At 63.8% G+C, this 11917-nt stretch carries 15 protein-coding genes; 11 read left to right on the forward strand and 4 right to left on the reverse strand.

All coding sequences use genetic code 11. From position 1 onward, the window contains the following. The first annotated feature begins 70 nt into the window (after nt 1-70). The 8 genes from CFR72_RS02755 (at nt 71) to CFR72_RS02790 (ending at nt 6310) form a co-directional block, all read left to right on the forward strand. Nucleotides 71-661, forward strand: a complete 591-nt coding sequence (locus tag CFR72_RS02755; protein WP_110912515.1) for a histidine phosphatase family protein — start codon at nt 71-73, stop codon at nt 659-661. A gap of 265 nt (nt 662-926) precedes the next feature. Then, nucleotides 927-1547, forward strand: coding sequence for a 50S ribosomal protein L25/general stress protein Ctc (locus tag CFR72_RS02760; RefSeq protein WP_110912516.1), 621 nt, complete (start codon nt 927-929; stop codon nt 1545-1547). Between the two features lie 32 nt (nt 1548-1579). Then, nucleotides 1580-2152 carry an aminoacyl-tRNA hydrolase gene (gene pth / locus CFR72_RS02765; RefSeq protein WP_110912517.1) on the forward strand — a complete coding sequence of 191 codons (573 nt, stop codon included), beginning with the start codon at nt 1580-1582 and terminating at the stop codon, nt 2150-2152. A 5-nt stretch (nt 2153-2157) separates the two neighbouring features. Beyond that, nucleotides 2158-3252 carry a redox-regulated ATPase YchF gene (ychF, locus tag CFR72_RS02770; protein ID WP_110912518.1) on the forward strand — a complete coding sequence of 365 codons (1095 nt, stop codon included), beginning with the start codon at nt 2158-2160 and terminating at the stop codon, nt 3250-3252. A gap of 91 nt (nt 3253-3343) precedes the next feature. Continuing rightward, the gene (locus CFR72_RS02775) at nt 3344-4612 is read left to right on the forward strand and encodes a glutamate-5-semialdehyde dehydrogenase (protein WP_110912519.1); all 1269 of its coding nucleotides are present in this window, start codon (nt 3344-3346) and stop codon (nt 4610-4612) included. 19 nt (nt 4613-4631) lie between these two features. Further along, on the forward strand, nt 4632-5258 hold the full coding sequence (locus CFR72_RS02780) for a nicotinate-nucleotide adenylyltransferase (RefSeq protein ID WP_110912520.1): 627 nt from the start codon (nt 4632-4634) through the stop codon (nt 5256-5258). A 124-nt stretch (nt 5259-5382) separates the two neighbouring features. Beyond that, the gene (gene rsfS, locus CFR72_RS02785) at nt 5383-5838 is read left to right on the forward strand and encodes a ribosome silencing factor (RefSeq protein WP_110912521.1); all 456 of its coding nucleotides are present in this window, start codon (nt 5383-5385) and stop codon (nt 5836-5838) included. A gap of 16 nt (nt 5839-5854) precedes the next feature. Then, nucleotides 5855-6310, forward strand: a complete 456-nt coding sequence (locus CFR72_RS02790; protein ID WP_193714028.1) for a 23S rRNA (pseudouridine(1915)-N(3))-methyltransferase RlmH — start codon at nt 5855-5857, stop codon at nt 6308-6310. Nucleotides 6311-6463: 153 nt separating this feature from the next. On the opposite strand, the gene CFR72_RS02795 is transcribed toward CFR72_RS02790, so the two are convergent. From CFR72_RS02795 to CFR72_RS02810, 4 genes are all read right to left on the reverse strand, one after another. Further along, nucleotides 6464-7237, reverse strand: coding sequence for a CHAP domain-containing protein (locus tag CFR72_RS02795; protein WP_110912523.1), 774 nt, complete (start codon nt 7235-7237; stop codon nt 6464-6466). Nucleotides 7238-7564: 327 nt separating this feature from the next. Further along, a complete protein-coding gene (locus CFR72_RS02800; protein ID WP_110095492.1) occupies nt 7565-7915 on the reverse strand; it encodes a RidA family protein in 351 nt (116 codons plus the stop codon). A gap of 104 nt (nt 7916-8019) precedes the next feature. Continuing rightward, nucleotides 8020-8658 carry a nucleotidyltransferase family protein gene (locus CFR72_RS02805; protein WP_110912524.1) on the reverse strand — a complete coding sequence of 213 codons (639 nt, stop codon included), beginning with the start codon at nt 8656-8658 and terminating at the stop codon, nt 8020-8022. Continuing rightward, nucleotides 8655-9752, reverse strand: coding sequence for an XdhC family protein (locus CFR72_RS02810; protein ID WP_110912525.1), 1098 nt, complete (start codon nt 9750-9752; stop codon nt 8655-8657). Before CFR72_RS02810 ends, CFR72_RS02805 begins: the two co-directional genes overlap by 4 nt. A 147-nt stretch (nt 9753-9899) precedes the next feature. Between CFR72_RS02810 and CFR72_RS02815 the strand changes: the two genes are divergently transcribed. The 3 genes from CFR72_RS02815 to CFR72_RS02825 all read left to right on the forward strand — a co-directional run bounded on the left by CFR72_RS02815 (nt 9900) and on the right by CFR72_RS02825 (nt 11587). Next, the gene (locus tag CFR72_RS02815; protein ID WP_110912526.1) at nt 9900-10280 is read left to right on the forward strand and encodes a baeRF12 domain-containing protein; all 381 of its coding nucleotides are present in this window, start codon (nt 9900-9902) and stop codon (nt 10278-10280) included. An 81-nt stretch (nt 10281-10361) separates the two neighbouring features. Next, a complete protein-coding gene (locus CFR72_RS02820) occupies nt 10362-11030 on the forward strand; it encodes an MBL fold metallo-hydrolase (RefSeq protein ID WP_110912527.1) in 669 nt (222 codons plus the stop codon). A gap of 32 nt (nt 11031-11062) precedes the next feature. Next, the gene (locus CFR72_RS02825; protein ID WP_233044456.1) at nt 11063-11587 is read left to right on the forward strand and encodes a DUF192 domain-containing protein; all 525 of its coding nucleotides are present in this window, start codon (nt 11063-11065) and stop codon (nt 11585-11587) included. Nucleotides 11588-11917 lie beyond the last annotated feature (330 nt).

Here is an 11917-nt window from a genome sequence, read left to right on the forward strand (position 1 = left end):
GGGGGATTGAATTGACCCCCAGCCATGTGGAGGCTATCGCCCACAGAGCCACTCAAGAAGGAACCTGCTGATGACGGACCTGCTCGCACGGCCCTACTGGTATCTGCGACATGGGGAGACGGACTGGAATGCCGAAGGGCGTTCACAGGGCCGGACCGACATCCCGCTCAATGCCCGGGGGGTGGAGCAGGCGCGGCAGGCCGGGTTGGTGCTGTCGCGGCATCTGGGCGCACATCCGATCGCGCGTATCGTTTCCTCCCCGCTGGGCCGTGCCCGGCGCACGGCCGAAATCGTGGCGGAGGTGCTGGCGCAGCATGGCGCACCCCGGTTCGAGGTGCAGCTTGACGACGGGCTGAAGGAAGTCTGCTTCGGCGCGGAGGAAGGCAAGCCGATGGGGGACTGGTACGATAGCTGGATTGCCGGTAAATATACCCCCGCCGACGGCGAAAGCTTTGCCGAACTGCGTGAACGCGCGGTCTCGGCCATCAATCGCGCCACACAGGCGCCCGGTGTGCCGCTTGTCGTGTGTCATGGCGGCATGTTCCGCGCCCTGCGCGCGGCAATGGGGCTGAAGCCCAATGTGCGCCTGCCCAACGCCACGCCGATGTGGGCACAGCCCGAGGGCGAGGGAAAGCCGTGGGAACTGACGGCGTTTTCCTGAAGGCCCGATAAATCGTAAAGAAGTTTCCGGTGAAGCTTTTTTCAGAAAGCTTCGAAGAATGCCGCCTTTTTCGATCAAAAGGCGGTGCCCGGAAACTGTTATTTTTATCAAGTGGTTGGTCTGAAAGATGTCCTGAAACGCACTGCCCGGCCGGATGGCGTGAAAATGCGGGCTGGCGTTGCATCTGGCGGCTTTTTCCGTTAAAGGCCGCGCACGCGCTGGCACCCCTGGAGGCCGGCGCGCCTTGTGTTTCAGGAGCAGACAAGTGACCAAATTCACGAAAATCGATGTTTCTTCGCGCGCGAAGGCTGGTAAGGGGGCAGCGCGGGCGACGAGACGTGCCGGGCTTGTTCCCGGTGTCATCTATGGTGGCAAGCAGGAAGCCGCGCTGATCGCGCTTGATCCGCGCATCGTGGCGCGCGAACTGCACAAGCCGGGCTGGCGTTCGCGCATCTATGACATCTCCATCGACGGCAGCAAGACGGAGCACGCGCTGCTGCGCGAAATCCAGTTGCACCCGGTGTCCGATGCCCCGCTGCATGTTGACTACCAGCGCCTTGCCGAAGGGCAGAAGGTGCATGTCGAAGTGGCCATCACCTTCACCGGTGAAGAAACCTCCCCCGGCATCAAGCGCGGCGGCGTGCTGAACATCGTGCGTCACACCGTGGACGTCGTGGCCGACCCCGCCAACATGCCCGAAGGCTTCAGCGCGGACCTGTCGAAGCTCGACATCCATGACAACGTGCGCTGGGAAGACCTCAAGGGCACGGAACATGTCGTGCCGGTCCAGCACATCCCGAACTTCGTCATTGCCACGATCGCCGCGCCGACCGTCGATGTCGAGGAAGAGGCTGCGGAAGCCGAGACCCCGGAAGCCGCTGGCTGATAACGCGAACCTGACACGACTGGAGAGACGCCATGCTCCTCTGGACCGGATTGGGGAACCCCGAACCGGGGATGAGCCGGAATCGCCACAATGTCGGGTTCATGGCCGTTGACCGGATCGCCGAGCGCCACGGGTTCTCCCCGTGGCGCAAGCGCTTTCGCGGCGAGGTCAGCGAAGGGCATATCGGCCGCCACAAGGTCATGCTCCTCAAGCCGCAGACCTATATGAACCTCTCGGGTGAGAGTGTTCAGCAGGCGGCGGCCTTCTACAAGCTGTCGGCCGATGCCATCACGGCATTTCATGATGAACTTGACCTTGCCCCCGGCCGTATCCGCGTCAAGCGCGGTGGCGGGGCGGCAGGACATAACGGGCTGCGGTCCATGGACCGCATGCTTGGCACACAGGATTACTGGCGTGTGCGGATCGGTATCGGCCATCCCGGCTCCCGGGAGAGGGTGACGGGGCATGTGCTGGGCGATTTTTCGCGCGATGACCGGCTGTGGCTCGACCCCATGCTTGATGCGCTGTCGGATACGGCGGCGCTGCTTGCGGACGGGCAGCCGGAACTGTTCATGACCAGAATGGCCAGCCATACGGGGGAATAGGGGATATGGGCTTCAACTGCGGGATCGTGGGGCTGCCGAATGTCGGCAAGTCCACGCTGTTCAACGCCTTGACCGAAACGGCCTCGGCGCAGGCGGCGAATTATCCCTTCTGCACCATCGAGCCGAATGTCGGGCGTGTCGCCGTGCCCGACCCGAGGCTGGCGGAACTGGCGCGTATCGGCAAGTCGCAGAAGATCCTGCCGACCAGCCTTGAATTCGTCGATATCGCGGGCCTTGTGCGTGGCGCATCGCGTGGCGAGGGGCTGGGCAACCAGTTCCTGGCCAATATCCGCGAGGTTGACGCCATCATCCACGTCCTGCGCTGTTTCGAGGACGATGACATCACCCATGTCGAGGGCGGGGTCGATCCGCTGCGCGATGCGGAGATCATCGAGACGGAACTGATGCTGGCCGACCTCGAGTCGCTGGAAAAGCGGATCGTCGCGCTGCAGAAGAAGGCGCGCGGCAACGACCGTGAGGCGGCGGCCCAGGTCGAACTGATGGAACCGCTGATCGCCGCCCTGCGTGAGGGCAGGCCCGCCCGCAGCGCCATCCCCGAGGGGCAGGAAGAAGCGGTGCGCCGCCTGAACCTGATGACGTCCAAGCCGGTGCTGTATGTCTGCAACGTGGACGAGGGATCGGCCGCGACCGGCAATGCATTTTCCGACAGCGTCCGCGCCCGTGCCGAGGCCGAAGGGGCGGCCGTGGTGGTCGTTTCCGCCGCGATCGAGGCGGAAGTCAGCCAGTTGGGCGCCGAGGACCGCACCGAATTCCTCGAAGGGCTGGGCCTGAGTGACAGCGGACTGGATCGCGTGATCGCGGCGGGGTACCGCCTGCTGGGCCTGCGGACGTACTTCACGGTCGGCCCGAAGGAGACGCGGGCGTGGACGATTACGGCCGGGATGCGCGCGCCACAGGCCGCCGCCGTCATTCACAATGATTTCGAACGTGGCTTCATCGCCTGCGAAACCGTTGCGTATGACGACTATATCCAGTGCAATGGCGAAGCTGGCGCGAAAGAGGCCGGCAAGCTGCGAATCGAAGGACGTGACTATGTGGTGCAGGATGGCGACGTCCTGCTGTTCCGCTTCAACGTCTGAGGCAGGGTGGGATGGGGGTCCGGTGATCCGCATCCTGCAGTAAATGACAGGGAAACCCACGGGCATGACGACTTCCACCACGTCCACATCCATGGATCATGCCCCGGTTCCCGAGAGCGCGCCCACGGTTGTGGCCGACATGGCCCGGCGCGCCCGCGCTGCGGGCCGTATGCTGGGCCACAGCCCGACGGAGCAGCGTAATGCGGCCCTGCGCCATGCGGCGACGGCGCTGCGTGCGGCGCGCGCCGAACTGCTGGCGGCCAATGCGCGCGACGTGGCGGCGTTTTCCGGCGCGGCTTCCTTCCGCGATCGCCTGACCCTTGATGATGCACGGATCGAGGCGATGGCAAAGGGGCTGGAAGATGTCGCGCAATTGCCTGATCCGGTCGGCCGCGTGCTGTCGGAATGGAGCCGCCCCAACGGGCTGAAAATACGCCGTGTCGCAACGCCGGTCGGTGTGATCGGCATGATTTACGAAAGCCGCCCCAACGTGGGGGCCGATGCCGCCGCCCTGTGCATCAAGTCGGGCAATGCGGTGATCCTGCGCGGCGGGTCCGACAGCCTCAACAGCGCGCGCGTGATCCACGCTGCGATGCAGGCGGGCCTGCGGGCGGCCGGCCTGCCGGTGGATGCGGTGCAGATCCCTCCCGATGCCGACCGCCGCCATGTGGCCGACATGCTGGCGGCATCCGGCCTGATCGACCTGCTGATCCCGCGCGGGGGCAAGTCACTGGTGGAGCGCGTGTGCCGCGAAGCCCGCGTGCCGGTCCTGTCCCATGCCGAAGGGCTGTGCCATACCTATATCCATGCCGCCGCCGACCCTGAAATGGCGCGGCGCATCGTGCTTAACGCCAAGATGCGGCGCACGGGCATCTGTGGTGCGACGGAGACGCTGCTGATCGACAGCGCGATCGCCCCGATGCTTCTGCCCGGACTGGTGGAGGACCTGGCGACGAAGGGCTGTACGTTCCGTGCCGATGCACGCGCACGCGCCATCGTGCCCGACCTGCCGCCCGCGACGGAGCAGGATTTCGCCACCGAATGGCTCGATGCGGTCATGTCGGTTGCCGTGGTGGACGGGATTGATGACGCGCTGGCCCATATCGTGCGTTATGGCAGTTCCCATACCGAGGCCATCATTACCGAAGATGCTGCTGTCGCGACGCGTTTCCTGAATGAAACCGACAGCGCGGTGGTCATGTGGAATGCCTCCACCCAGTTCTGTGACGGGGGGGAGTTCGGGTTCGGGGCGGAAATCGGCATCGCCACCGGGCGTTTCCATGCCCGCGGCCCTGTCGGGCTGGAGCAGTTGACCACGTTCCGTTACGAGGTGATCGGCACCGGACAGGTCCGTCCCTGAAACGCGCGATGTCTGTGGCATGACGGAGGCTTCTTCCACCATACCCGTGCGCGGGGATCGTCGCCGGACGCGTATCGGGCTGCTGGGCGGGTCGTTCAATCCCATCCATGAGGGACATATCCAACTGGCCTGCCGTGCGCTGCGGCAGTTGGCTCTTGATCAGGTCTGGCTGCTCGTGTCGCCGGGGAATCCGCTGAAGCCCGTGGCGGGCATGGCCCCGCAGAAGCAGCGGCTGGAACAGGCCCGTAGGCGTGTCGCCCCGTTCGGGCGGCGGATCATCGCCACGGATATCGAAAGCCGCATGGGAACCCGTTACACGGTTGATACGATTACGCAGTTGAGACGGCGTTTTCCCTGTGCCCGCTTTGTCTGGCTGATGGGGGCGGATGGCCTGGCGCAGATGGCGCGCTGGCGGCAGTGGCGGCGGATCATGCAGCTTGTGCCGGTCGCGATCCTGCCGCGCCCGGGCTATAATCCGGCGGCATTGCGGGGGCTGGTCGCGCGCTATATGGCGTCGGCGCGCCGTCCCGCGCGTGAAGCGCCGGTCCTGACACGATATGGCGGATGCGCATGGGTCTTTCTTCCCGCGCCGCAGAACGCTATATCAGCGACAGAAATACGTGCATCTGGCCACCGCCCGGCCTGACCATGCCTGCCGGGCATGCGCGGGCACCCCGACAGGAGTGAGAGCCATCATCAGGAAGCCTTCAGCCGAAACGGGTGCAAAACGCCGTACGGGCACCAAGACCGCAGCAGCATCCGTCGCCCCGTTGGGCAGTGCGGTCACCGCGCCGGGCACCCCGCGCAAGAAAGCCGCCGTCGCCGGCCCTGCCGCATCGGAACAGCGCGAACCGGTGATCGACCCGAAGGTCGAGACCTATCTGGAGATCATCACGAACAGCCTGTCCGATGACAAGGGCGAGGATATCGTCGTGCTGGACCTGCGCGGGCGCGCGGCCTTTGCCGATCGCATGGTGATCGCCACCGGTGTTGCGGACCGCCAGATCACGGCCATGGCGTCGCATATCGAGCGCAAGCTGCGCGAAGTCGGGCTCAAGCGCGTGCTGATCGAGGGGGCCAACGGGTCCGACTGGGTCCTGATCGACGCAGGCGACATCATCGTCCACCTGTTCAAGGCCGAAGCGCGCGAGATGTATGGCCTGGAACGGATGTGGGGCAAGGAACTCGATACCCCCCCCGAAGAGCCTGTCGATCCGCTGGGCTGATACAGCCTTGCTGCACATGATTGCCATCGGGCGGATGAAGGACCGGGTCGAAAAGGACCTGTTCAACCGCTATGCCGAACGTCTTTCCCCGCGCCTCAAGCTGACGGAAGTGCCCGAAGGGCGTGGTGCGGCGGGAGAGGCCAAGCGACGTGAGGGGCAGGCGCTGCTGGCGGCGCTGCCCGCGCGTGCGCAGGTCGTGGCGATGGATGAGGGCGGCAGCACCTATGACAGCCTGTCCTTCGCCCGGGCGCTGGAACGCTGGATGGGCCTGTCACGTCCCATCTGTTTCCTGATCGGTGGGGCGGAAGGGCTTGATGGCTGCGTCATCGAACGCGCGGATGAAACCCTGTCGCTGGGGGCGATGACATGGCCGCACATGCTGGTGCGGGGGCTTCTGGCGGAGCAGTTGTATCGTGCACGGGCGATCGCGACCGGCCATCCCTATCACCGGGCCGGACGGCCCGGTGTGTGACAGCCATCGCTTGATTCGGCTGATGACGTCGTAAAAGCTTTAAAAAGAATGCCGCCTTTTTTAAAAAAGGCGGCATCCAGAAACTTTCATGACTTCAGGCTATATCCTGACCCGACGTCGAAGTGCGGCGCGCCAGCGCTGCCGCGTTCCCGGTTATTCCCAGGAACGGTTGGGTGCGTCGTCTTCGAAGGCGAGGGAGGACGAATCCGTGGAAACGGGTTCGGGGGCTTCCGCGATTTCGGTCACCGCATGATGGCCCTTGCGGCTGGTGGCGATGGGCTGGCGGTCAACCTGCTGGTAGGCGGTCATCATATCGACCTGCTGGCTGGTGTTGCCACGGCCGCTGCCTTCGGGGCGGCCATAGATGAAGCCATAGGTGGGATAGATGCTGCCGAATGCGCCGTTGCGGCTGTTGAGTGCAACGCGCACGGCGGACCAGTCATTGTTGGGGGAGACGTCGATGACGGAAACATTCCGGCTGACGCCGCGTTGTCCCCAATGCGACTGGTCGATGATGACCGTCCGGCTGTCCACCAGTTGCCGGACAACGGCGACATGGCCCAGCGGCATCCGGCGCGTGGCGCGGAAGTTCAGGATGCTGCCTTCCTCGGGCGTGTTGCCACGGGCATAGCGGCCTGCGGCGTTACGCCACCAGTCGGCCGCGTTGCCGCGGATCATGACGTTGGACGCGCTCTTGGCGAAGGCAACGCACTGGATGACGTGGCCGGTTTCATGACGGTGGGTGCGGTAGGTCGCATGATACATGCTGCTGCGATGCGTGGTTGCGGCATGCGTGACATGCGGGACCGTGTGATGGGATGCGGCATGGCGAACGGTGCGGGCCTGTGTGGTGCCCGATATCAGCAACCCGAAAGAGGCTGTAAAGGCGGATAGGTAAAAGCCACGCTTCAGACTGCCGATCCGCATTCTCTTAAAGTCTCCGCCTCTGGGTTATGCCGTAGGGGTCGTTGCATCCCGCCCATGTGAAGTAGCAAGCTGTTTGCAATCCTGACAAGCCTGTGCGGCGCATCTCGATCACGAGTGCGCAAGTTTTCGCAGAAAAGCCTCTCAGAAACCAAAAAATAGGAACATATTCCTTAACAGGACTAAAAACATCTGCTTTCAGCGCCACTTTTCACGGCTTTATGTCTTGATTCGCACTACGGGAAGATCAGCATGTAGAGACGAAGAGTGGCATAAATGTGACACTTGATTCGTGCCCCGCCACCCTTCGCCATGGTCCGCCGGAACGGATTATTTCGTGCAGATGATCATGATTTCGACGCGCACGTCGGGATGGGCCATCTTGGCTTCGACGCAGGCGCGGGCCGGGGCGCCACCCTTGGGCAGCCATGCGCTCCAGACCTTGTTCAGGGCGTCGCGCTCGGTGATGTCCTTCACCCAGATCTGGGCCTGCAGCAGGCGGGTGTTGTCGGTGCCGTGTGCCTCAAGTGCGGCGTCGATCTGTTCCAGCACGTCCTTGGTCTGCCCGGTGATGTCGGCGGACAGGTCGCGCGCCACGAATCCCTGCGTGAAGAGGAAGCCGTGATATTCGACGACCTTGGACAGGATGTCGTTCGAATCGCTGCGGATAATCTTGCTCATGGTTCTGTTCCCTGGGTGGTGAAGGAGCGATCGCCTGAATGGCCGCCCGCTCGCCCGTCCTGTGTGCCATGCGCGCGCCCGAGGTCAAGAGAGCAGCGGGGTGTTCAGGAAACGGGCGACAGGGTGGAGAATCGCTCCAGCCGTGCGGGCGTGTCGAAATCCTCATGGATTTCCGGCCCGGCCTCCAGTTGCAGCAGTCCGTGGCCCATCCGGCGCAGCAGGTCGCGCGCGCCACGGTCTCCATCAATCCGCAGCAGGTCGGGAAACATCCGCCGGTCCCACAGGACGGGATGGCCGCGCCGCCCGTCATGCATGACCGTGACGGCGGATGGATGGCAGGCGGCATGGGTCGCGATCATGCGGTCCAGCAGTCCCGTCGGCACCAGCGGCATGTCGGCAAGGCAGATGAGCGCCGCATCCGCCCTGCCCGCCTGCGCGGCTTCGATCCCGGCGCACAGGCTGGCGGACAGGCCGCGTGCATGATCAGGCGCATGGATCAGGTGGGGGAGGGGACGGTGCGCATCCAGCCATGGCATGAGCGCGTCGTGCACTTCATCCGCGCGGTGGCCCAGCACGATAATGATGCGCCGCACGGTGCTGGCCTGTATGCGCCGGATGGTCGTCGCGATCATGGGGCGGCCATTCGCATCGCGGGCCAGCAGCTTGTGTCGTGGAAATGTCCGGCGTGACAGCCCCGCGGCAAGGACGACGGCGTCCGTGGCGCAGGGCGCGTCGGCGATCATGCCCAGCCGGGATGACGGCCCAGCGGCGCGTTGCGGCGGACCGCGACGATTTCCGCCAGGATGGACAGCGCGATTTCCGCCGCCCCGATCGCCCCGATGGCCAGCCCGACGGGACCATGGATGCGGCGGACCTGGTCCTCGGAAAACCCGTCTTCCTTCAGCCGCGCCAGCCGCGATGCCTGTGTCTTGCGCGACCCCAGCGCCCCTATGTAGAAGGCCGGCCCGCGCAGGGCATGGCGCAGCGTCGGGTCATCGAGCTTTGCGTCATGCGTCAGGGTGACGATCGCGGTCTGGTTGTCGATGCGCAGATGGTCGAGGGCTTCGTCCGGCCATTGTGTATCCAGCGCGATGCCGGGGAAGCGTTCCACTGTAGCCAGTTGCGTGCGCGGGTCGATGACCGTCACGGCAAAGCCCGCCGCCTGCGCCATGGGGGCCAGCACCTGCGCGATATGGACCGCGCCCACGATCATCAGGTGCGGCTGCATCGGGATGAGGTGGAGGAACCATGCCTCCTCCTGCGCGTCGGTATGACGCAGGCTGCGGCCGGCGTGGAAGGCCTGCCGTGCTGTTTCACGCAGGGAGGCGACATGACCAGCATCCTCAGGCAACGCATCGGGTGCCTCCACGCCATCGGCCGTGCGGGTCAGGATGATGTGCCGCCCATCCGACAGGCGTGTCGCAAGGATGATGGACCGGCGCGCGCGGCGCAGGGTGGAAATCTGTTCAAGCAGGTCGAGCGACAGGGTGCCGACGGGATGTTCGGGCGTGCGTACCGATTCGACATACACGTCGAGCAGGCCGCCGCAGGCCAGCCCCACGGACCATGCGTCCTCGCTGCTGACGCCATAGGACAGGCTGCGCGGCAGGCCGTCGCGCATGACCTCGCGCGCTTCCTCGATCACCGCCCCTTCGACGCAGCCACCGCTGACCGATCCTTCGATGCGGCCGGTGGCGCTGACACTCATCATGCTGCCGGCGGGGCGCGGGGAACTGCCCCAGGTGGAGGTGACGCAGGCAAGGGCGGTGGCCTGTCCGGTGCGGGCCCACGCAATGGCGAGGTCCAGCGGATCATGGGAGGTGAGGGTCTGTGTCATGGCAGGGCTACTCTATCAGCACGGATACGGGGGCGTCACCTGCTGGAAATATCCTGCGTTCGTCTCCATGTTCGTGCCTGTGCGCTCGCACTGGCGTGAGGTTTCATGTCCTCTGCGTTTTGTTCCATATCAAGGAGTTGATATTTCATGAATTATGTTGATCCCGTCTGGTACGTCGTCGCCGACAGCCTGCATGCCCGTATCCTCAAGCATGGCGAACATGGGCTTGCGACGATCGCCCATCTCAAGAGCGATGACGCGAAAGGCCCCACGGCGCCCCATGACGGTGCCTATGGCAATGTGATCGCGGCGTACCTGAACGACGCCGTGCGCAAGAAGGAGGCCCCGGGCCTCGCCATCGCCGCGCCGGGCGAAGTGATGCACCAGATCATCGCCCATCTGGATGTCGAGGCGCGTCCCGCCGTGGTCGCAAAGCTGGAGAAGGATCTGACCAACATCCCCGATCACAATCTGGCGTCCCACTTCGATATTCCCGCAACGGGGTGGCCGCTGCCCAAGATCCGCTGATAAACGGTGGTCCCGTCGGCCTGTTTATGGCTCAATGACGGGACCATCCACTCAACATGGATCCACAGGAGTAGCCCCGAGATGTCGCAGCCATCGTCACTTGCGCTGGAGGTCGTCCCGGTTACGGCCTTTGCCCAGAACTGTTCCATCCTGTGGGACCGGCGCTCGCGCCATGCGGTTGTCGTCGATCCGGGGGGGGATGTGCCCCGCCTGCTGCAGGTGATCGCGGACCGGAACCTGACGGTCGATGCGATCATCCTGACCCATGGTCACCTTGACCATGCCGGTGGTGCCGATGCCCTGCGGAAAGCCCTCAGCGAGCGGCAGGGAGGGGAGACGGTTCCCCTGATCGGGCCGGATGCACGCGACCAGTTCCTGCTTGAAAGCATAACGCAGCAGGCCGCCCGCTTTGGCGTGGAGGGCATGCATGACGCCCATGTCGATCGTTTCGTCACCGATGGGGAACGTCTGGAACTGCTCGGGCATGAATTCCGGGTGCTGCACGTGCCCGGCCATACGCCGGGGCATGTCGTCTTTTTCAATCCGCAGACCCGCTTCGCCTTTGTCGGCGATACGCTGTTCCAGGGATCGGTCGGGCGCACCGATTTCCCCTATGGCGATGCGGATGTGCTGAAGGAAGCCATCGTGCGGCAATTGCTTCCACTTGGCGATGATGTCACGATCCTGCCCGGTCATGGACCGACCACCACGATCGGGGCGGAACGGCAGGGCAACCTCTTTCTGCGCTGATCGGGAGGGACCGATTGCTGGAGAGAGAATTGATGAAGTCATCCGTGATGACGCCCGCCCGGATTGTCGGCGCGTGTCTGTGTGGGCTGTTGCTGTGCGGTCCGATTGCCACGCATGCGCAGGAAACGGGCGAACCCACCCACGCACAGGCGGAATTGCCCAAGGTCGCACTGACCATCACGGGCCATGACAATGTGCGGCATGTCTTTTCAGTGGAAAAGGCCATGACCCCACGCGAACAGCAGGTGGGGGAGATGTATCGCAAATCCGTGCCCGCGGATGGCGGCATGATCTTTGTCTGGTCCTTTCCACGCCAGAGCGACATGTGGATGCAGCACACGCTTGTGCCGCTCGACATCGTCTTTATCGGCGCGGATAACCAGATTTCCTCCATCGTTGAAAATGCCGTCCCGCTCAGCCTTGCGCATATCAGCAGCCATGGGCCGGTGCGCGCGACGCTGGAACTGCAGGGTGGCCTGACGGAAAAGCTGGGAATCGTTGTGGGGGACAAGGTCGAATCTGCCGCCCTGTCAGATACGAAAAACGCCGCCCCCTGATTCGCCAACTTTATGAAAATCAAAAGAAATGGCGGTTTCCCGCTGTTTCTTCCTGATTTTGTCTGGCGATGTGAAAAAAGAAGCCGCTTTTTTTCATTTTTGGATTGACGGTTTTTGGTGAGGGGCCTATATCCCCGTTCACCGCTTCGGGGGCAGAAAGTTCTTGAGTTTAGCGGGCTGGTTTTCTAGAGTGTTTGGCCCGGTTGGGTTGACGGTTTAGGTGACCGGGGTTCATTGACAATAGAATAGAGACTGGAAGGGATATGTTGGCGGCGTTTTGCTGTGTCTGCGTTGAGTAGATGCGGTGGAGGTGCGGTTGGATTGGGTGAC

The sequence above is a fragment of the Gluconacetobacter entanii genome (assembly GCF_003206495.1).
Classification (GTDB): Bacteria; Pseudomonadota; Alphaproteobacteria; order Acetobacterales; family Acetobacteraceae; genus Novacetimonas; species Novacetimonas entanii.

Coding starts and splice junctions, on each gene's coding strand:
- CFR72_RS02775 (WP_110912519.1), top strand. CDS start 3,344: ATGGATCATGCCCCGGTTCCCGAGAGCGCGCCCACGGTTGTGGCCGAC.
- CFR72_RS02815 (WP_110912526.1), top strand. CDS start 9,900: ATGAATTATGTTGATCCCGTCTGGTACGTCGTCGCCGACAGCCTGCAT.
- ychF (WP_110912518.1), top strand. CDS start 2,158: ATGGGCTTCAACTGCGGGATCGTGGGGCTGCCGAATGTCGGCAAGTCC.
- CFR72_RS02800 (WP_110095492.1), bottom strand. CDS start 7,915: ATGAGCAAGATTATCCGCAGCGATTCGAACGACATCCTGTCCAAGGTC.
- CFR72_RS02780 (WP_110912520.1), top strand. CDS start 4,632: ATGACGGAGGCTTCTTCCACCATACCCGTGCGCGGGGATCGTCGCCGG.
- CFR72_RS02790 (WP_193714028.1), top strand. CDS start 5,855: ATGATTGCCATCGGGCGGATGAAGGACCGGGTCGAAAAGGACCTGTTC.
- CFR72_RS02795 (WP_110912523.1), bottom strand. CDS start 7,237: ATGCGGATCGGCAGTCTGAAGCGTGGCTTTTACCTATCCGCCTTTACA.
- CFR72_RS02755 (WP_110912515.1), top strand. CDS start 71: ATGACGGACCTGCTCGCACGGCCCTACTGGTATCTGCGACATGGGGAG.
- CFR72_RS02825 (WP_233044456.1), top strand. CDS start 11,063: ATGAAGTCATCCGTGATGACGCCCGCCCGGATTGTCGGCGCGTGTCTG.
- CFR72_RS02810 (WP_110912525.1), bottom strand. CDS start 9,752: ATGACACAGACCCTCACCTCCCATGATCCGCTGGACCTCGCCATTGCG.
- pth (WP_110912517.1), top strand. CDS start 1,580: ATGCTCCTCTGGACCGGATTGGGGAACCCCGAACCGGGGATGAGCCGG.
- CFR72_RS02805 (WP_110912524.1), bottom strand. CDS start 8,658: ATGATCGCCGACGCGCCCTGCGCCACGGACGCCGTCGTCCTTGCCGCG.
- CFR72_RS02820 (WP_110912527.1), top strand. CDS start 10,362: ATGTCGCAGCCATCGTCACTTGCGCTGGAGGTCGTCCCGGTTACGGCC.